The organism is Ignavibacteria bacterium, from assembly GCA_036262055.1.
GTDB lineage: Bacteria > Bacteroidota > Ignavibacteria > Tepidaquicellales > Tepidaquicellaceae > DATAJP01.
Genome location: DATAJP010000002.1, coordinates 277,697 through 296,931 on the forward strand (window position 1 = coordinate 277,697; position 19,235 = coordinate 296,931).

Genomic DNA, 19,235 nt, shown 5'->3' on the forward strand with positions numbered 1-19,235 from the left:
TTTTATGTTTGTGCAGGAGGAACGTATTCATCCGGAAGCTTGATACCCTCTCCAAAAAAGAATTCTCTCATCTGGTCTTCAAAAACTTTGTCAGTTGCAGGCGAGCTGAGGTCTAAACGATATTCATTTACAATCATCTTGAAATGTTCAAGAAACATATTGAACGCTTCTTTCGAAACATTTTCATAAACTTTTTGTCCAAGCTCACCGGGAATGGGTGGACTCGGAAGTCCGGGTAATTCCTTATTAAGCTTAATGCAATTTACTAATCTTACTTGTTGTGCCATTATTTCTAATTTGAATCTTGATTTGAAACGTCAATTATTCTTTTTTCTAAGACTGAATTTATCGTATTTTGTTCTTCAACTGCTTCAATAAACATATCCCTGTCTATTATGTTCGTATCCGTAATAACAATTTCCTGTGAAACGTCTCCGAAATATTTTTTAAACTGTCCAGCCATATAATTATTTGTTGCTAATTGATATGTTTTATTTTCATCAATATTCTCACCATTAACGGTTATGCTAATGATAAAATCATCTTCTTTGTTCAGAACTTTTTTAGAATCATAAACTATCTCCATACCCGAAGCAACCAGCATATCACTTGAACCTACCTGGTCAATTTCAATAACTCTCTGCTTAATATTATTACGAATCATTTCCTTTAGTGTTTTGCCGGAAACACCGAATATTGTTATTGTATTTCCAAATGGATTTATTTCCCAAATATCACCAACCGTAATATTTCCCTGCGATAAGCCTTTTCTTATTCCGCCTGAATTCAAAACAGCAATATCGGAGTTTGTTTTTGCACGGACAACGTCGGCTTCCCACTGTCCTATGTTGCTTTCAGAGCTATACGATTGTTTCCATTCACTTTGCAATGTTCCTATAACTCTTTTAAGCGCAGGTTCTATCTCTCTTAGCATATCATCAACCAACGCAGCTGCATGCATATTGTATATGGATGAGTCCAATAAAGTCTCAACTAAATTTCCTTTATAACTTAAAATAGTATCTTTTGTTATGTCAACATTTAAATTCAGCTTTCCAAGCCATCTGCCGTAAGAACCCGCCTGAACAATGATAACTCCGTTTTGTATAACAGGTTTGAAAAGCGGTGTATGTGAATGTCCTCCGACAATCACATCCAAATCGCCATAAAATTTTTCTGCAAGCTTCTGGTCGTTCTCTTTTCCGATGTGCGTAAGCAGGAAAATTAAATCACAGTTTTGATTTTTTAACGCATGAATATTTACAGAAACAACGGAATCAACGTTCAGCATTTCAATTTCATCCACACCGGAGGGAAGCACGAGTGTTTTCAAATCAAGTGCAGTAAGTCCTATAATTCCGATTTTTACTCCATTAATTTCCTTAATAACATATGACTTCCCGAAAGTTTTGTTTTGCGGAGTGAACCAAACGTTAGCAGAAAGATAATCAAAGTTTGCATTCATTAGGGCAGAGTCAAGATTGTTTTCTCCGTAATCAAACTCATGATTGCCGAGAACAAACGCATCAAGACCATATAAGTTCAGAAGCTCAATTTGCGATCGTCCTTTTGTGATTGTCGAAATCGGCGATCCCTGAAAATCATCGCCGCCATTTAACAAAATTGTTTTTCCGTCTCTGTATTTGTTTATGTATCCGAGAAGATTTGCGGTGCCTCCGATTATAACAGAATAAGTATTTCCGGCGCTATCTTTTTTGTTGATGCTGTATGACGTATTTCGTGCATGAAAATCATTCCAATGAAGGACCTGAACTTCTTTTACAACGGCATCATCCTGCGCAAACAGGACTCCTCCTGAAAACAAAAATATAAAAAATGAGAAAATAATTTTTTTCATTAAAGGCTTAAGAGTATTAAAAGATGCGAGAAAAATCAGAATTCCCCCGATTTGTCGGGATGACTGGATTCGAACCAGCGACCCCTTCGTCCCGAACGAAGTGCGCTACCGGACTGCGCTACATCCCGAAAGATTCAATATAAATATACCTTTTTTAGTAAAAAATGAATATTTTATTGAGTTTTTTACAAAAAACAAAGGGAATTCTTAAAACTCAAGAATTCCCTTTTGCAACAAAAAACACAGCCGATTAAAATTTTATTTTATCAATACCATTGATTTGGTTTGCTCAACTCCGTTGAATGAAAGCTTATAATAATATACTCCCGAGCTGTGGCTTCCGGCATTCCATTTTAACATATGATTGCCTTCATTTAATCTTTCATTATAAAATGAAGCTATTTCTTTTCCGAGTATGTTATAAATTTTTAAGCTAACGAATCCCGGCTTATCGAGTGTGAACTCGATAGTGGTTTCGGGATTAAACGGATTCGGATAATTTTGATTAAGTTTGAAATCTTTTACTATTTCAATTCCGCCCGGATCAATTCCCACAGGATTATCAAGCGGCTTTAAATTAAAATTAATATTATTCACCGTTCCGCCCGCAGGAACATTTACTATAACTGTATCCGATGTATAACCCAATCTGTTTGCAATCATTTCATAACTGCCCGCAGGAAGTGATGTAACGCTATATATCTGATAATTATCTGTGATTCCAAAATTCCTGAATACTCCGCCCATCTTTGCATAAACGATTGCAGATGACTTGAAATCCAGACCAAGACCTGTTCCGATAAATCCCGGAGGTGTATAATTTAGGATTACCTGACCCGTTACACTTCCCGTTGCTGAAACAGCATTTGCTGTATCTACAAGTATATTAATATCAGTTAAATTCCCGCTGACATAGAGCCGTGTTGCTCCTTGCCAATATGGAGTTGATGGATAATATGTGGGTGTGAAATCTTGTTCAATAATATCCTCAGGAAATGCAATAACGTCAACGGTATCATTTCTTCTTACTTTATTCAAAGTATAATTACCGCTTGAGGTAATATTTGTTGAATCAACAACTAATGCCTGCCTTGTATTTAAATCAACCCTAACCGCTTTAACATAGCCGCCCTGAACAGGAAGATTGCTTCCTCTGAATCTGATTGTTCCGGAAATTGAAACCTGCGATAAAGTATCCCAGATTGCTATGCGGTTCGCGACTCTTCCCCCAGCCGTTGTGAATTCCCCTGCGGCAATAAGCGAACCGTCAGGTCCTTCAATGACGGCATTAACCTTATCATTCATTCCCGTATAAAACCCTGACCACTTCAAACCATCAAACACAGAGATTCTGTTCACATAAACCGAATCAGGAGCAATTGTGTTATATGAAAACTTATGCTGTCCACCGACAACCATACTGTGTCCATAATAAAGAATCGAATATATTCTGTCTTCAACACCATTTCCAACCTTTACCCAGTTGCCTCCATAAAAACAAACAAGATAATTTGACTGAACACCTGTGCCTATCGTAAACTTACCGCCTGCATAAAGCAAATCATTAAAAACACCTACCGAAAAAATTTCATCGTTAAATGTTGCATTATTTATTGGAAACCAGTATCCATTATACCATTTTGCTATTTTACTTGCAGAGCCTCCGCCTGCAGTACTGAATCTTCCCGCAGCAATAAGTGTATCTCCCCATAGTGTTAACGCATTCACATCTTCATTTGTCCCTGAACCCATCGGCATCCAGGATGTTCCGTTCCATCTGGCAATGTTATAGCTTGAACCCACGTTAAACTTTCCGCCCGCTATAAGCTCACCGTTAAACACGGCAAAAGAAGTAACTTCATCATTTAAACCCGTTCCGACTGCAGACCAGCTTGCTCCGTTCCATCTTGCAATGTATGAAGTATATGTAACTCCGCCTGCAGAGGTAAATAAACCGCCAACATACAAATTACCGTTATATACCTGCAGAGCATAAACCGTTCCGCTTACACCTTGTCCGAGAGGTGACCAGCTTGCTCCATTCCACATCGCTATGCGGTTAGCAGACAGACCCCCTGCCATAGTAAAAGAACCTGCAGCGATAAGATTGCCATTATAATAAGTTATGGCTTTTACTTCCCCGTTTAAACCCGTTCCAAGCGCGCTCCATCCCACTGTTGCGCCCGGGTCACCGGCTGATGCTATATTACTTGTAAGTATTAATATTATAAGTGCTAATAATTTTTTCATTTTTTTCGGAAGATAATTAATTTTTTGCTTTTTTATATTCGTCAATAGTCATTGATTTGTTCCAGTAGTTTTCAAATATCTCAATTGCGTAATCTGCATAATCTTTATTTCGTATTATCATATCAGTGCGGTTATTTTTTGAAATAGTTTCATCAACCAAGCTTACAAATACTATTTGTCTGTCAAAAATTGCCATATTTTGTGGAATTTTTCGCGAAAGTTTTATTTGTTCTCCTTGTTTCACAAACTCTTCACATAATTCTAATAAATATTCTTTAGAAGCTTTCACAATTTCACCCTGAACTATAAGCTTAAAATTAGTTGTGCTCTCATAAATAGATCTAAATATTCCACCCCTTTTAAAAAATTTCTTAACCTCATTGTCTAAACCTGTGGAAACATGACCTTCCAATCTATTCATTAACATTATTTCTTTTTTGGATTCTTTTATTAAATCTATAAACTTTAACGGTCTATATTTATTAAATCCTTTTATGAGCTCGACGTCAACTTTGTTTTCGCTTGGCATGCTGGCTTTATATGTAGCGCGCACTTCTTCGAAGACTGTTTTTAAAGTTTTCAGACGTTTGTTCGAAGATTGTGTTATTTCATTTTCTATCTTCCCTTCTATTACTTCAGGGTCAATAGCTTCGTATCTTAATTTAGTAGGGGTTTCTAACTCGTTGCAGTATCCTTTCTCTGAAAATATTTTCAGGATGTCATAAACGGAAGTCCGGGGGATTCCCGCTTCTTCGGCTATTTCGGCAGCCGTCATGTTGTGTCCCTTCATCAGCACCAAAAACACTTTTGACTCGTAATTGGTGAAACCAAGGAACTCTAAGTTTTTAATTAATTCTTTCATTCATTCTATTTTACATATAAAAAACGGATGTTGTTATAAACACTACGACAAAAAATAAGTCGTTTTTGGATATTATACAATTCAATTTAATATGAAATGTAATCATTAAATTGAATGGTTAAAAGTCAAAGGTCTAAGGTGAGCATAAAAGTCAGAAGTAAAGCATAAAAACAAAAGCAGAGCCGGTATCCGCCAGCTCTGCTTGGGTCAAAGGAGGATTTATGAGAAAATAAATCCGGCAACCAATAATACCACTACTATTGATGCTAAAATGTAGGAAGTCTTTTCAAACTTTCCGTCTTTTTTGAGTGTTTCGATTTTTGCGTTCATTTTTTAATTTCTGTTGTAGTTAATGCTACGACAAATTATATATTCTAAATATAAATGTCAATAGGTAAATATTTATACACAAAAATTATACCAAATGTTCTCAGGAAGTTAATATAAAAAAAATGAAGAAATACTTGATTTATATTCTGAAAGCGGTGTTTGAAAGGTTGAAATTATATAACTTAAATCTTTTCCATCGAGTATCATTTTTCTTAACTCGCGGGTGCCGGAAAGCTTATCTAGAAATTTATCGTCGCGGATTTTGAATTTTGGGAAAAGTTTGTTGAGAGAAATTAAAAGCGCAACTCCAATTTTAAACGGTTCGGCAGTTTTTTTATCGGTAATGTTAACATAAATTCCTGAACATTTTTCACCGACAAACTTCGGTGGATTAGATGGACTTGTTATCGAAGTCGGAGTGAACTCGATTGCAGTGAACTCAACTCCCGCAAATCCATAAGAGTCCATTTCCGTTTTCAAAACATTACCATCACAATATGGAGCGCCGACATATTCAAACGGCTTGTCGGTTCCGCGTCCTTCGGCAAAGTTTGTTCCTTCGAGTAGGCAGGTTCCTGCATACGCAACCGCAGTGGAAGGGAAATACATACTCGGGGACGGCTTAACCCATGCTAAGTTGAGTGAAGTGTACTCGGTTGTGCGTGAGTATCCACTCATCTTTGAAATCTGCAAATTGCATTTACCACTAAGCTCAACCGTATTAAGATAATTCGCAAGCTCTCCGCAGGTTAAACCATAAACAGCAGAAATAGGAAGCATTCCGACAAATGATTTTATATCCGGGGAAAGCATGAACCCATCGATGTATTCCGGATTCTGGATTATTGGTCTGTCACAGATAACAATTTGCTTATTATTCTCAATAGCGGCTTCCATACAGTAATACATCGTGTTTATGAAAGTATAAAATCTTGTGCCGACATCCTGAATGTCATAAACAAGAACATCAACATTTGATAAATCGCTTGATGAGGGTTTCTTTTTGTTGCCGTAGAGGGTTACAATTTCAATTCCCGTTTTTGAATCTATGTGATTGTTATCATTGTCATCGCCGCGGAAACCATGCTCGGGGCTGAAAATTTTTGTTACGTTGATTTTCTCTTTATTAAGCTGAAGCATTGCATCGACAAGCAACGTCCCGTCGGATAAAATGCCACTATTATTGGTTACAATGCCAACATTCTTGCCTGAAATCAAAGCAATATTTTCAGAAAGCAAATTCTCATTACCAAGCCTAAATGTGCTTGCAGGTTTTTGATGTGCAATAGTTTGCTTATCGTTTCCAAACGAAACAACAAGAAGAATTAATAAAAAAAATAAAAATATTTTAACGAGAGTTTGCTTCATCCATTAAAAATCTTGTAAGAAGTCTGACACCTACACCGGTTGAATATTTTGGTACATATTCAGACATCTGTTTAGGAGCCATTCCCGTTCCTGCAATGTCGAGGTGACACCAGTTATTGTTATTAACAAAACGTTTGAGGAACATTCCTGCAACTATTGAGCCGGCAACTCTTCCCGCGCCGATATTGCAGACATCTGCGACATCAGAATCTATGAGCTTATCATAATCATCCCAGCTCGGTAGCTGCCATAATCTTTCGTGAGTTTCTTTTCCTGCGCGCTCAAGTTTTTTATAAAGAGAATCATCATTTGTAACTGCAATGGTTGCAGTATTACCAAGAGCAATCAATGCTGCGCCTGTAAGCGTTGCCATATCGATTATATATTTCGGCTGAAACTGATCTGCATAGGCAAGCGCATCAGCGAGGATTAATCTTCCCTCTGCATCCGTATTCTGCACTTCGATTGTCATTCCATTATAGGCAGTCAAAATATCACCCGGTTTAAATGCGCTGCCGTCAGGCATATTTTCAACCATAGGAATCAAACCGATGACATTAACTTTCAACTTAAGCTGACCGAGCGCTTTGAAAATTCCTGCAACCGCTGCTCCGCCGTTCATATCCATTTTCATGTTTTCCATTCCCGGAGATGGTTTAATAGAAATACCACCGGTATCAAAAGTAACCCCTTTACCGACAATCACAATAGGATTATCTTTTGCTCTGCCGCCGTTGTATTTCAAAACTGCAAGACGCGGTTCGCGCATGCTTCCCTGAGCAACACCAAGTATTCCTCCCATCTTGAGCTTCGTGATCTCAGCTTTATTTAAAATCTTAACTTCAAAATTTCCTTTCTTTCCTTCGGCAGCAACGATTTTTGCAAATTCTTCAGGATACATAACATTAGACGGCTCATTGCCTAAGTCTCTTGTGAAAGCAGTTGCTTCGGCAATTGCCTGCGCATCGGCAATGACTTTATTTATTTTATTCGGCTGACCTGCATCACCAAAAAAAATCACTGAAGTAATTTCTTTTTTACTGTCTCCGTTTTCTTCGTTCTTGTCTTTTTTGTATTTGTTGAATTTGTACAAACCAAGAATGATTGATTCTGTTTCAGCTGCAATAACATCCTCAACTTTTCCCGATACTTTAAAAATTTCAACGGCAATGCTCGAAAGCTTTATTCCTTCAGCATACTTGGCAGCGCGGGCTGTTGAGTTTCTTAAAACTTCAAGATTGTATTTTTCTTTTTTTCCGAGACCCGAAAGAATTATTCTTTTGCCATCTACATAATAAACAGAAACCTGAGTATCTTTTCCCTTAAAATCATTCAGCGCATTTGAATCAAATCTTATTCCTAAGTCTTTTTGAATGACATTTAATTTTTTTCTGAGCAATTCTTCATCTTTGAACAAAAAATATACATAAGCATCGGCAGTGGTATTAGCGGGGGTTTTTGTATATTGAAATTCCATATTGAAAGGTTTTTTACTTAATGAAAAATTTTTAAATGTATTTTTTGGTTTTATCTAAAATTATCTTTTTTATCTCATTAAAATCTTGTTTAGGAACGTTCGCACCGGCAGCATTTTTATGTCCGCCTCCGTCAAATTCTTTGGCAAGTTCGTTGACATAAATTTCTCCCTTTGACCTGAATGATAGTTTCAAACTGTCATTTAACTCTACTATGATAATACCCACCGCAACATCTTTCAACGACATAATATAAGAAGTAAAACCCTCAATCTCGGTATTATCCGAACCTGATTTTTGAAAATCATCTATAGTTAACTGTCCTATGCAAATTTTATTATCATTATAAAATTCAAGGCTTGAAAGAAAAAGAGACAAAAGCTTAATCTTGCTTACAGGATTTTCTGCATTAATCTTCTCATAAATATAAACAGGGTCAGCTCCTTTTGTAATTAAATCAGCACAAATAGAAAAAGTTTCAGCAGTCGTGCGGGGATATCTGAAAGAACCTGTATCTGTCATTATGCCGGTATATAAACAATTCGCTGTATCTTTGTTTATGTAATCCGGATTGTCTTTACTTATTATATGATAAAGCATTTCACAAGTTGCAGGTGAATTTATATCAGAAATTACATAATCATAGTTTTCTGCAATTAACCCCAAGTGATGATCTATGCAAATCTTTTTTGCTTTTGATTCATTGACAAACGATTCCATCGTTTTTGTTCGTGAAAATTCATTCGTGTCCAACAACACAATCAGATCTGCTTCTAAAATTTTATGTTTATACTTTTCAATATTATCTTTGAAAACTAAAATCTTATTTTCTTTATCGAGAAACTGAAGAAAGTAGGGTGTCGGAGAATGATTTATAATTTCAGGATTTTTACCGAGCTGTTTCAAGTATTCACAAAAGGCAAGCTCGCTTCCTATTGCATCGCCATCGGGAACAACGTGGGTCGTCAGAACAATTTTATCGGCGGGCTTAATAATTTTTAGCAGTTCATCGGGAGTGTAATCCATTAATAATAACTCTCGTCTTTCGTGGGAAACTCACCTGACTTTACATCAGAAATGTATTTTGTAAAAGATTTTTTTACGTCATCGGCAAAGTTCATATACCTGCGTACGAATCTCGGCTTAAACTCCTGAATCATACCAAGCATATCATGTGTAACAAGCACCTGTCCGTCGCAATCAGGTCCTGCGCCGATGCCAATTGTCGGTATTTTTATTGCTTTAGAAACTTTTTTGCCTAAAGGAGCAGGAATTTTTTCAAGAACTATTGCGAAGCAGCCCATCTTCTCAAGCAGTAATGCATCTTTATAAATTTTATCAGCTTCTTCTTTTTCCTTGCCGCGGGTTTTATAGCTTCCAAATTTATTTATTGATTGCGGTGTAAGCCCGAGATGCCCCATCACCGGAATTCCTATTTCAACAACTCTTCTTACTGTCTCTGCAATGTAATCTCCGCCTTCCATCTTCACAGCATCGCATCCTGTTTCTTTCATCATTCTTCCGCAATGTCTTATCGCTTCTTCCGTTCCGACCTGGTAGCTCATGAAAGGCATGTCTGCAACAACGATTGCATTTTTTACGGCACGTTTTACAATCTTTGCGTGATAAACCATTTCATCGAGTGTAACGGGAAGTGTTGTTTCATTCCCCTGAATAACATTACCCAAAGAATCACCGACAAGTATAACTTCGATTCCTGAAGCATCAAGAAATTTTGCAGTAAGAAAATCATACGCTGTAAGCATTGTGATTTTCTCCCCGCGCTCTTTCATCGAGTAAAGAACCTTCGTGGTTATGTGCTTGTCTTTTTCTTTGTCGATTGACATAATTTATTTCAGCCCTCTTATGATTCCGCGTGTACTTCTTTTTTCAATAAAATCAAAAACATCATTTATGTTATTATCAGCTTTAATTTCTGATTTAGCTTTTTTCACTGCGTCGGAAACGTTTAAGCCGGAATTATAAATAATTTCATAAACTTCGCGAAGCTTTGCAAGCTGTTCGCTTGTAAATCCGCGGCGTTTAAGACCTATATGATTAATTCCCTCATACTGTACAGGATCATTGCCTGCAACAATGTAAGGCGGAACATCTTTGACAAGCATGGAATGGGCTGCAATCATCGTTTGTTTTCCGATTTTCACAAATTGATGAATGCCGACAAGACCCCCAATAATTGTGTAATCATCAATTTCCACATGTCCACCCATCTGAACGCTGTTTGCAAGGATGACATTATCTCCTATTATGCAATCATGAGCAACGTGAACATAAGCCATAATGAAACAATTTTTTCCAACGACAACTTTATTGCTGTATTTTGTCCCGCGGTTTACTGTTACATATTCGCGTATTACAGTTCCTTCACCAATTTCTGCAGTTGTTACTTCACCTGAAAATTTTAAATCCTGCGGCTGGGTTGCAATTACCGCTCCATGAGAAATCTTCACCCCGTTTGCAATTCTTGCGCCGTTGGCAATGGTTACATTATTTCCTATTTCAACATTATCTCCGATGACAACGTCATCTTCTATTACGGAAAAATTCCCAATTTTAAAATTGGAGCCTATGCGCGCTTTATTTGATATGACTGAGTTAGACAATGTTAAACAGTGTTAAGCAGCATTAAAAGTATCAATAATAAAAAGGACAGTCTTTAAAAATAAAACTGTCCTTAAAATGATTATTTTAGATTGTGGTTTCTACCAGAATTTCTTCGTCTTTCATCTGGTTTTTTGTTATCATCTCTGCTATCAGACCCAGTGAAAAAAACTGTGTTCCGACAATTATAAATAAAAGTCCGACAAGAAATAACGGACGTTCGCTGATATATTGCCCTGCAGCAAATTTCATTACTGTCAGATAAGCAGTAATTACAAAACCTATTATAAAAGAAATTATTCCGAACAAACCGAACAAATGAAGCGGTTTGGTATGAAACTTTGTATTAAACATCACTGTAAGCAAATCAAAAAATCCGTTGAAGAATCTGCTGATACCGAATTTCGTAACGCCGTATTTTCTGGCATGATGTTTTACGGGCTTTTCAGTTACTTTAAAACCCGATAAATGCGCTAAAACAGGTATATACCGGTGCATTTCACCGTAAACTCTGACGGATTTCACCAAATCTTTTTTATATGCTTTTAGACCGCAATTGAAGTCATGAAGTTTAATTCCTGACATCTTCGATGTCACATAATTAAAAAACTTCGATGTATGTTTTTTGATAAACGGGTCGTGTCGAACTTTTTTCCATCCGCTGACTAAATCATAACCTGAGTTAAGCATAGTAATAAGTTCAGGAATTTCATCAGGGTCATCCTGCAAATCTGCATCCATTGTAATTACATAATCACCGCGCGCCATGTCAAATCCTGCCTGAAGCGCTGCTGACTTTCCGTAATTTCTTCTGAACTTTATGCAGTGAAACCTGCTGTTGCGTGAGTGAATGTATTTTATCTGTTTGAAAGAACCGTCATTGCTTCCATCATCGACAAAAATAACTTCATACATGCATTTCATCCTGTCGAACACATCTCTTAATTTAAGAGACAGTTCCATCAATGATTCTTCTTCGTTATATAACGGCACAACAACGGAAATCATTTTTCCCTGCGGGACGATTTTTGTGTAATCGGATACTAAAGGTTTGTTTAATTTCTGAGACTGATGATTTTGTTCACGTTCAGGAATATTGCGTGATTTAACAAGCTGGGGTTTTTCGGCGTTCCCGGTGATATTTGGTTTTTGGGATTGCAGAGGTTCACGTTTAAATTGTCTTCTGAAATTATTTTTCTGATAACGTCTCTGAACAGGTTTTTTTATTTTTGAACCGTTTACGCTGTTATCGGATTTTTCAGAATTTTTTGTCTCGGTTTTTTTGTTTAATTCGGTATTTTTGAGCTCACCGGAATCTTTTTTAAGTAAATTATCTGGCATAAATCTATCATAAAACGATACCTATCGTTTCGCTAAATTATGTATTAATATAATCTTAAATATAATGTTTTTAAAATGCAATAGATATGCAAATTCAGGATGAAAATGACGAGAAAATATAAATTTTGGGAATTAATATTAGTTTTGGAAAAGCTCGGCGGCTCTTAAGAGTCCTGATTCGTCGAACTTTTTGCCCATTATCTGAAGTCCGAACGGCAGACCGTTTGAGTCTGTTCCCGCTGGAATTGAAATGGCAGGTATTGCTGCGAGATTTACCGATGCAGTATAAATATCATTGAGATACATCGACAGCGGGTCATCGGTTTTTTCACCTATTTTAAATGCTGTGGTTGGTGTGGTTGGAGATAAAATAAAATCAACTTCTTTGAATGCGTTATCGAAATCCTGCGTAATCATTCTTCTCATCTTTTGTCCCTTGCGGTAATATGCATCATAATATCCCGATGAAAGCACATAAGTTCCGAGCATAATTCTTCGTTTTACTTCTGCGCCGAATCCTTCCGCTCGGGTGTTGACATACATTTCTTCCAGGTTTGTAAAATCCTCCGTGCGGTATCCATAGCGAACTCCGTCATATCTCGCAAGATTGCTCGATGCTTCAGCGCAGGTTAAAATATAATAAGTTTGAATGACATATTTTGAATGAGGCAATGAAACCTCTTTAACTTCAAAACCTTTTTTTCTGAGATGTTCGATTTTTACTAAAATACTTTGTTTTATTTCTTCGTTAAGTCCTTCACCGAAATATTCTTTTACAAAACCAAACTTGATGTCTTTTGGTGAATATGTTTTTGAAATCTCATTTACATAATCATCAACTTCGACAGGCGATGAAGTTGAATCGCGTTCATCTTTTCCTGAAATAACTTTCATCACAGCAGCGATGTCATAATTATTTTTTGCAAACACTCCTATTGAATCGCATGAAGAAGCAAAAGCTGTTAAGCCGAATCTGGAAATTCTTCCGTATGTTGCTTTAAGTCCCGTGATTCCACAAAAAGAAGCGGGCTGTCTTATCGAACCGCCTGTCTCTGAGCCAAGTGATACAAGGCACATCTCAGCAGCAACAGATACTGCGCTTCCGCCCGATGAACCGCCCGGAACGCGTGTTTCATCAATGGGATTTCTAACAAGACCGAAGTATGAATTTTCATTCGATGAACCCATTGCAAATTCATCGCAGTTGACTTTGCCGATGATGATTGCGTCTTCATCAAGCAATCTCTGCACAGCAGTTGAATTATACAAAGCATAAAAATTACTGAGAATTTTTGAACCGCATGTATGAAGCTTGTCTTTAATGGAAATTACGTCTTTGACGGAAATGACAAGTCCTGCAAGCTTGCCTGCGGATTTGTTATTAATCTTTTTCTGGATTTCTTTTGCGCGCTGAAGAGCTTCGTCTTCAAATACCGAAATGAAAACGTTGAGGGAAGATTTTTTTTTTATGTTCTCTAAGTAGTGATTTACTAAATCAACAAGCTTTAAATCACCTGAATATAAATTTTCCTGTATCTCTTTAAGATTTCGGTTTTGGTTCATCATTTGAAGCGGTGTTTATGTCCTTTTCTATGTCAGTGGTTGCTTTCTTAAATTCCTTCACGCCTTTGCCTAATCCCTGCATCAATTCGGGAATTTTTTTCGCTCCGAACAAAACTAAAATCACTATCACTATTAATATTATTTCCGGTGTTCCTAATCCGAACATATTATGTTACTCCTTTAATTTTTTATTTCGACAGACAGGAATGTCTGTCGTACCCAACAAATTTCAAAAACTAAATTACACTTTCAACAACAGACTGAAAAAGCTTTAGTCCGTCGTTTAAACCTAAAACTTCATCCGAAGCTCTTTCAGGATGCGGCATCATGCCGAGAACATTTCTGTTCTTATTCTGAATGCCCGCTATATTATCCAAAGAACCGTTCGGGTTATTGTTATATCTGAACAAAATCTGGTTGTTGCTTATAAGCTCCGTTAATGTATTGTCATCACAGAAATAATTTCCTTCGCCATGCGCTACAGGAATATCGATGTTCTGCTTTATGTCATAATTACCCGTAAAAATACTTTTATTATTTTCGACTTTCAATGAAACTGTATCACAGACAAACTTAAGGTTTTCATTTCTCAGCAATGCGCCGGGAAGCAAACCTGACTCGCAAAGCACCTGAAAGCCATTGCAGATACCCATTACAATTCCGCCATTGTTAGCAAAGCGAATTACATCTGTCATAATCGGAGAAAATCTCGAGATTGCTCCGCATCTTAAATAATCGCCGTAAGAAAATCCGCCGGGAAGAATGATAATGTTTCTGTCTTCGATTGAGCTATCCTTGTGCCACAAAAATTTTGTGTCGGCTTTTATTATTTCTTTGCAGACATAATATGCATCATGGTCGCAATTAGAGCCGGGAAAAACTACAACGCCTATTTTTGCATTCATGCTTCGACTTCTTTTAATTCTTCAACTTCATATGAAAAATCTTCCATCACAGGATTTGCAAGAAGCTTTTCGCAAGCACCCTCAATTAAGATTCTCGCATCTTCGACATTCTCAGCATCGATTTTAAGTTCAATATATTTCCCGATTCTTGTATCGAGAATTGCATTAAATCCGAGTGATTTAAGTGAATGCTCAACGGCTTTTCCCTGCGGGTCGAGTATTGATTCACGCAAACGTATGACAACTTTCGCTAAATACATCAAAATATTAGATATGATTTATTGTAGATGGTTTAATTTAGGATATAAACAGGTGATAATAAATGAATTAATAAATCATTTATTAAACAATTATCTACTATTATTGAGTGGATTTTACTCTCCGTTTAAGGCATCAATAAGTTCTTCAAGGTCGGTTTTGCCGATACTGATAACTTCTCGTATGTTTCTTGGATTTTTTGAGGAATCTTTCTTTTTTTCATCGACAGATATACCGCTATTTTCGTCAAAAGGTCTCATTGCAGCTTTTGTTCTGCCGCCATCGATTGTGGTACCGACCATTCCCGGTTTTTCGGTTGATGAATTTATTTTCATTTCTTCGGTATTTGCAGGCGGTTCGGCGGTCATAGTTTCGGTTTCTTCATTTGAAATCGATCTGCTGGTTTCGGTTACGGGAAGTTTGTTCATTACATTAACATTACTTCTATTATTATAACTATCTGTCTTACCTAATTTATCATCGTTTGTTGCAAGCAGTCCTTCGTCATTGCCCGGCTGGCTGTCAGTATTGCCGATTTTTTCCTGCGCAGTTCCTGTATTATTTCCGGAATTTGGCTGCTGTGTGTTTGTTGAGTTAGTATTATTAGTATTTCCCGTTACCCCGCTGTTCTGAGTAATTGTCTGCGGACTGTTGTTTGAAGTCTGCATGTCGGTTCCTGATGTATTGAAGTAACCAAAATAAACTGCTATCAATACAAGGAATATTACAACAGTAAAACTAAGTGATGGAATAAGCCATGGTCTCTGCTGAAATCCGAAGAATCTTGACAGAGTTCCCTGTTGAAGTCTTTCGTGTGTTTGTTTGTGGATTGTGCTTCCGAGATGACGGGCTTCTGCGTCAACAAGGTTTATCTTATGCTGGAGCGATACCATAAAGTTATCGCTTGCTTTTACTCGTGGTAAACTACGGAGTTTTTCTCTTATCTGTAAATATTTTTCGTCTTCGTCGTGTAACAACTTAATCTGTATTAAATTTTTCTATAAAAAAGTTTTTTCAGGATTTTTGTTTTTTATTTTCTTTCAGACTTTTCAAACCCTGAAAAAATCTTCGCGAAAGAAAAACAAAAATGACATTATATATATAAGTTAATTACTTACTAATATCACTCTTGACTTCGTCACTCATTTGTTACTTACTCATGACTTCGTCATTCGTTGTCAGGTTTGTAAATACCGCTCAGCATTTCTTTGAGCTTCTCTCTTCCGCGATTTATGCGGGACTTTACTGTTCCCAGCGGAAGCCCTGTAATCTTCGCAATTTCTTCGTACTCGAGGTCTTCCACATCGCGCATAATAATTACTTCTTTAAACTTGTCACTTAACTGATTGATTGCCTTCTGTATAAATTCATTTTCAGTTGCCGCATTTGCAGCTTCATCGGGAAGCTGAACATCGGCCGTCAAATCGAAGTCTTTATCATTCTCAGGGTCGAAGTCGCTGATCGAAATCGAATTATATCTGCTTTTTTTCCGCAGATTGGTTTTTGCGATGTTAATTGCAATCGTATAAAACCAGGTTGAGAATTTCGCTATCTCTCTGTATAAATGCTTTGACCTATAAAGCTTCAGAAATGTATCCTGCGCTAAATCTTCGGATTCATCCCTGCTGCCGGTGTACCTGAACAGAAAGTTGACAAGCTTATCTTTATATCTAAGAACAATTTCATTGAATGCCTGAACATCATCCTGCTGAAATTTGAAAATAAGTTGTTCGTCTGATAATTTCTTATAATCTGTTTTTTCTTCAGACAATATTTTCTATCTAATTTAACTTAAAAATGTAGGATTAGTTCCGATATTATTTCCTTATCGTTTTGAAATAAGTTTATGTTTTTGCACTTGTTATTTGGCACTGCCTATGGAAAAATAAAGAAAAAATTACAAATTACATAGGTCAATTATCAGTTTAGAAAACGTCAAATTTTTATCAGTATCGGATGATTTAAACGCTTTTTCCACGCTGTAAATATAGCTAAAAGCTTTGTTTAATTGAATTTCGTTTATTTGGGATAGATAACTTTTATAGACAGGTAAAAGTTCATCGGAATCATACCAAAGCTTGAGCGCACGCTTGAGCGGAAAGCCGGAAAGCTGGCGGGTCTGCGGGTCGGTGAGCTTTGCAATCGAAATAAATGCGCTGTTGAGAAGTATAAGCAGAAAAATCTCGACGTCTTTTTTTAGGATTAAGCTTTCATAAATCTGCAATGCTTTTTCAGAGTCTTTTTCAAGAACTGATTTTATGAGAGCAGTTTCGGAAAAATCTTTTGTAACTCCGACGCAAAGGTTTATGTCTTCCTTTGTAATCTTTTTTGATTCCATGCAGTAAATTTTCAGTTTCTCAATTTCCTGATTCATCTCATCATAAGACATATTCATAAACTGCATTAGGTATTCAATTTCATTATCGGAAATTTCGTAATCATCGAAGCGGTATTTAATCCAGTTCTTGTAAGCAGTTTCGGAAAATTCATTCACATCATAAATCGCAAGATTGGGATTAATCAAATCTGCATAGTTATCAGGATTGTAATCTTCGTTTGCGTCATTAAGAATTAAAATCGTATCGGGATTAAAATTATTATAATAATCCATCAATGATTTCTTATCCGCAATTTTTAACCCTTTGACGCCGGATTTTTTAATCAGCTTCAGCATAACAATTTTTTTCTCAACAAAAAATCCTATGTTAGAGCATTCATTGAGAACATTCAGAATATCATCTTCATCGGAGAAATAAATCCTGTAATTGTCTTTAAGGTTAAAATCTTTTCCTGCGAATTTATCTCCCAGTGTAGCAATAAAATCATCGAACAACACCTTCTGACTGCAAAACAAAAGATAGTTATTCTGAACCTGCCCCTTTTTGATTTTATCAATCAGGGAGCTGAATGATGTTTTGAATGATGGAGATTTAGGCATTAAGAAACAATATTAATGTTTCTTATCACGAGGAGGATTTGGATCCTTTCCATAACTATCTTTATCTCTTATTTTTCCATCTCTTCCATGAATAACAACTTCGGTTTTATTATTTTTTGCAATATCCCTTGCTACATTTATTGCTTCTTTCTGAGTAGTAGTAATTACTGTGACTTTACTATTACCTGCTCCTTTAACACCCCATCCACCACCAAATGGAATTACATGTTGATTTTTTTTTGCCATTGTTTTATCTCCTTAAAATAATGTTTACAACTATTTTAACTTCATCTAAATTTACTAAAGCTACATTTTTTCTTGTAGTCAAAATTTTATAACGAATTTCTGGATTCCATGTTATTATATTGTTCCATTCATTCTGGCATTCAGAATTAATTCTTGTTATTGCCCCTGAAAATTGAAGTAATCTCTGTAAATTATGATTCCTTATATCATTAATTGTGATATATGGATTAAGATAAAGAGTACTTGTATATGAATTAAACTCTGAACTCGTTTCTGGAAAACCTCTTTTAAATTTATATATTTTACAAATTTCATGTTTTAGAGCTAGTTCTATTGCATAACCACTTATATAAATTGACGAATAATATCTTTTTTTGCTAATAAGTGCTTCAGCATCTTTTAATTTTTGTTTTACTAGTTTTCTAAGGAGAGGTTTAGCAATCATTGATGCGCATCAATTTATTTAATATGTAAAAATTGAAATAATTTATCAATGCGTATTAAACAAAATCGGGGCTTGCGCCCCGATAAAATCAAATTCCATATGGATTCCTGCGTGACCCGGAGGGTACCCCGCAGGAATGACAGTGTTTCAGTTTTTTTATTTACTCATTACACATTATTCATTACTAATTATATCAGCACCTTCACAACCACTTTCTTTACTTTCTCGGGTTCGCTGATTACGATGCCGGGCATGTGTATGTCATCAGGTCCGAGAATCATGAAGTTGTTTTCCTTGAAGTGTATGAAATTCACGTCTATGTTTTCGACACTTGTTCCTTTGTCTTTTTCCTGCCAGAGCATAAAATCATTTTCATCGTTATATTCTTCCAAGATTTTCATATAATTTTTATTTACATATCCCATAAACTCCTGTCCCTGAGCAATAAACTGAATGTCATAATATTTTAGATGCGATTCCCATTTTCCGTCGAGAGCGGGCTTGGTGTCATATTCGCTTACGATTGCATAAACATTTTTTCCATCGAGCTCATAAGTTGCGTTTGCCGTTTTCGAAAAATCGGTTGACGTCAGATAATCAAAAGCCGTTTTGAAATTAGGATGAAGAGAATGATATTGCGCTGAGTTTTTGAGAGTGTCGATTACCATATTTAGAATAGAATGGGATTCCCGTTTGCACGGGAATGACAACAAAACTTAGGGATTCTTTCCAGAAGAGACGGCTTGCTGCGCTTCGCTCAGAATGACACATTAA

At 36.4% G+C, this 19,235-nt stretch carries 20 protein-coding genes and 1 tRNA gene; all 21 read right to left on the minus strand.

Translation table 11 applies throughout. The features are described 5' to 3' along the window. Positions 1-2: 2 nt before the first annotated feature. Positions 3-287, minus strand: coding sequence for an oxidative damage protection protein (locus VHP32_02940; GenBank protein ID HEX2786835.1), 285 nt, complete (start codon positions 285-287; stop codon positions 3-5). Between the two features lie 5 nt (positions 288-292). Next, entirely contained in the window at positions 293-1,858 is a 1,566-nt protein-coding gene (locus VHP32_02945; protein ID HEX2786836.1) for a bifunctional UDP-sugar hydrolase/5'-nucleotidase, read from the minus strand. A gap of 54 nt (positions 1,859-1,912) precedes the next feature. After that, a tRNA-Pro gene (locus VHP32_02950) sits at positions 1,913-1,986 on the minus strand. A 130-nt stretch (positions 1,987-2,116) separates the two neighbouring features. Beyond that, on the minus strand, positions 2,117-4,108 hold the full coding sequence (locus VHP32_02955; protein HEX2786837.1) for a T9SS type A sorting domain-containing protein: 1,992 nt from the start codon (positions 4,106-4,108) through the stop codon (positions 2,117-2,119). Between the two features lie 16 nt (positions 4,109-4,124). Further along, a complete protein-coding gene (locus tag VHP32_02960) occupies positions 4,125-4,970 on the minus strand; it encodes a helix-turn-helix domain-containing protein (protein HEX2786838.1) in 846 nt (281 codons plus the stop codon). A 438-nt stretch (positions 4,971-5,408) separates the two neighbouring features. Beyond that, positions 5,409-6,668, minus strand: coding sequence for a DUF1343 domain-containing protein (locus VHP32_02965; GenBank protein HEX2786839.1), 1,260 nt, complete (start codon positions 6,666-6,668; stop codon positions 5,409-5,411). Next, positions 6,649-8,145 (minus strand): leucyl aminopeptidase, encoded by a 1,497-nt coding sequence (locus VHP32_02970; GenBank protein HEX2786840.1) that lies wholly within the window; start codon positions 8,143-8,145, stop codon positions 6,649-6,651. The genes VHP32_02965 and VHP32_02970 overlap by 20 nt, the downstream gene beginning before the upstream one ends. A 31-nt stretch (positions 8,146-8,176) precedes the next feature. Beyond that, positions 8,177-9,169 carry a bifunctional oligoribonuclease/PAP phosphatase NrnA gene (locus VHP32_02975; protein ID HEX2786841.1) on the minus strand — a complete coding sequence of 331 codons (993 nt, stop codon included), beginning with the start codon at positions 9,167-9,169 and terminating at the stop codon, positions 8,177-8,179. After that, positions 9,169-9,990, minus strand: coding sequence for a 3-methyl-2-oxobutanoate hydroxymethyltransferase (panB, locus tag VHP32_02980; GenBank protein ID HEX2786842.1), 822 nt, complete (start codon positions 9,988-9,990; stop codon positions 9,169-9,171). Before panB ends, VHP32_02975 begins: the two co-directional genes overlap by 1 nt. 3 nt (positions 9,991-9,993) lie before the next feature. Then, on the minus strand, positions 9,994-10,767 hold the full coding sequence (gene lpxA / locus VHP32_02985; protein HEX2786843.1) for an acyl-ACP--UDP-N-acetylglucosamine O-acyltransferase: 774 nt from the start codon (positions 10,765-10,767) through the stop codon (positions 9,994-9,996). A gap of 85 nt (positions 10,768-10,852) precedes the next feature. Next, positions 10,853-12,106 (minus strand): glycosyltransferase family 2 protein, encoded by a 1,254-nt coding sequence (locus tag VHP32_02990; protein ID HEX2786844.1) that lies wholly within the window; start codon positions 12,104-12,106, stop codon positions 10,853-10,855. Between the two features lie 138 nt (positions 12,107-12,244). Then, positions 12,245-13,672 carry an Asp-tRNA(Asn)/Glu-tRNA(Gln) amidotransferase subunit GatA gene (gene gatA, locus VHP32_02995; GenBank protein HEX2786845.1) on the minus strand — a complete coding sequence of 476 codons (1,428 nt, stop codon included), beginning with the start codon at positions 13,670-13,672 and terminating at the stop codon, positions 12,245-12,247. Continuing rightward, entirely contained in the window at positions 13,647-13,835 is a 189-nt protein-coding gene (locus tag VHP32_03000; GenBank protein ID HEX2786846.1) for a twin-arginine translocase TatA/TatE family subunit, read from the minus strand. Before VHP32_03000 ends, gatA begins: the two co-directional genes overlap by 26 nt. A 70-nt stretch (positions 13,836-13,905) precedes the next feature. Continuing rightward, positions 13,906-14,574, minus strand: a complete 669-nt coding sequence (gene purQ / locus VHP32_03005) for a phosphoribosylformylglycinamidine synthase subunit PurQ (protein HEX2786847.1) — start codon at positions 14,572-14,574, stop codon at positions 13,906-13,908. Next, the gene (gene purS, locus VHP32_03010) at positions 14,571-14,834 is read right to left on the minus strand and encodes a phosphoribosylformylglycinamidine synthase subunit PurS (protein ID HEX2786848.1); all 264 of its coding nucleotides are present in this window, start codon (positions 14,832-14,834) and stop codon (positions 14,571-14,573) included. The genes purQ and purS overlap by 4 nt, the downstream gene beginning before the upstream one ends. 114 nt (positions 14,835-14,948) lie before the next feature. Next, entirely contained in the window at positions 14,949-15,809 is an 861-nt protein-coding gene (locus VHP32_03015) for a hypothetical protein (GenBank protein HEX2786849.1), read from the minus strand. A 191-nt stretch (positions 15,810-16,000) separates the two neighbouring features. Beyond that, positions 16,001-16,603, minus strand: coding sequence for a sigma-70 family RNA polymerase sigma factor (locus VHP32_03020; protein ID HEX2786850.1), 603 nt, complete (start codon positions 16,601-16,603; stop codon positions 16,001-16,003). Between the two features lie 126 nt (positions 16,604-16,729). Then, on the minus strand, positions 16,730-17,770 hold the full coding sequence (gene holA / locus VHP32_03025) for a DNA polymerase III subunit delta (GenBank protein HEX2786851.1): 1,041 nt from the start codon (positions 17,768-17,770) through the stop codon (positions 16,730-16,732). A gap of 12 nt (positions 17,771-17,782) precedes the next feature. Next, the gene (locus VHP32_03030) at positions 17,783-18,016 is read right to left on the minus strand and encodes a DUF2188 domain-containing protein (protein ID HEX2786852.1); all 234 of its coding nucleotides are present in this window, start codon (positions 18,014-18,016) and stop codon (positions 17,783-17,785) included. 4 nt (positions 18,017-18,020) lie between these two features. Further along, positions 18,021-18,461 (minus strand): hypothetical protein, encoded by a 441-nt coding sequence (locus VHP32_03035; GenBank protein HEX2786853.1) that lies wholly within the window; start codon positions 18,459-18,461, stop codon positions 18,021-18,023. A 188-nt stretch (positions 18,462-18,649) separates the two neighbouring features. Further along, the gene (locus VHP32_03040; GenBank protein HEX2786854.1) at positions 18,650-19,129 is read right to left on the minus strand and encodes a YhcH/YjgK/YiaL family protein; all 480 of its coding nucleotides are present in this window, start codon (positions 19,127-19,129) and stop codon (positions 18,650-18,652) included. Positions 19,130-19,235: the final 106 nt, after the last annotated feature.

What these genes read in the sequence shown, in the direction of transcription:
- VHP32_02940 (HEX2786835.1), bottom strand. Translation starts at nt 287, where the DNA reads ATGGCACAACAAGTAAGATTAGTAAATTGCATTAAGCTTAATAAGGAA.
- VHP32_02945 (HEX2786836.1), bottom strand. Translation starts at nt 1,858, where the DNA reads ATGAAAAAAATTATTTTCTCATTTTTTATATTTTTGTTTTCAGGAGGA.
- VHP32_02955 (HEX2786837.1), bottom strand. Translation starts at nt 4,108, where the DNA reads ATGAAAAAATTATTAGCACTTATAATATTAATACTTACAAGTAATATA.
- VHP32_02960 (HEX2786838.1), bottom strand. Translation starts at nt 4,970, where the DNA reads ATGAAAGAATTAATTAAAAACTTAGAGTTCCTTGGTTTCACCAATTAC.
- VHP32_02965 (HEX2786839.1), bottom strand. Translation starts at nt 6,668, where the DNA reads ATGAAGCAAACTCTCGTTAAAATATTTTTATTTTTTTTATTAATTCTT.
- VHP32_02970 (HEX2786840.1), bottom strand. Translation starts at nt 8,145, where the DNA reads ATGGAATTTCAATATACAAAAACCCCCGCTAATACCACTGCCGATGCT.
- VHP32_02975 (HEX2786841.1), bottom strand. Translation starts at nt 9,169, where the DNA reads ATGGATTACACTCCCGATGAACTGCTAAAAATTATTAAGCCCGCCGAT.
- panB (HEX2786842.1), bottom strand. Translation starts at nt 9,990, where the DNA reads ATGTCAATCGACAAAGAAAAAGACAAGCACATAACCACGAAGGTTCTT.
- VHP32_02990 (HEX2786844.1), bottom strand. Translation starts at nt 12,106, where the DNA reads ATGCCAGATAATTTACTTAAAAAAGATTCCGGTGAGCTCAAAAATACC.
- gatA (HEX2786845.1), bottom strand. Translation starts at nt 13,672, where the DNA reads ATGATGAACCAAAACCGAAATCTTAAAGAGATACAGGAAAATTTATAT.
- VHP32_03000 (HEX2786846.1), bottom strand. Translation starts at nt 13,835, where the DNA reads ATGTTCGGATTAGGAACACCGGAAATAATATTAATAGTGATAGTGATT.
- purQ (HEX2786847.1), bottom strand. Translation starts at nt 14,574, where the DNA reads ATGAATGCAAAAATAGGCGTTGTAGTTTTTCCCGGCTCTAATTGCGAC.
- purS (HEX2786848.1), bottom strand. Translation starts at nt 14,834, where the DNA reads ATGTATTTAGCGAAAGTTGTCATACGTTTGCGTGAATCAATACTCGAC.
- holA (HEX2786851.1), bottom strand. Translation starts at nt 17,770, where the DNA reads ATGCCTAAATCTCCATCATTCAAAACATCATTCAGCTCCCTGATTGAT.
- VHP32_03030 (HEX2786852.1), bottom strand. Translation starts at nt 18,016, where the DNA reads ATGGCAAAAAAAAATCAACATGTAATTCCATTTGGTGGTGGATGGGGT.
- VHP32_03035 (HEX2786853.1), bottom strand. Translation starts at nt 18,461, where the DNA reads ATGATTGCTAAACCTCTCCTTAGAAAACTAGTAAAACAAAAATTAAAA.
- VHP32_03040 (HEX2786854.1), bottom strand. Translation starts at nt 19,129, where the DNA reads ATGGTAATCGACACTCTCAAAAACTCAGCGCAATATCATTCTCTTCAT.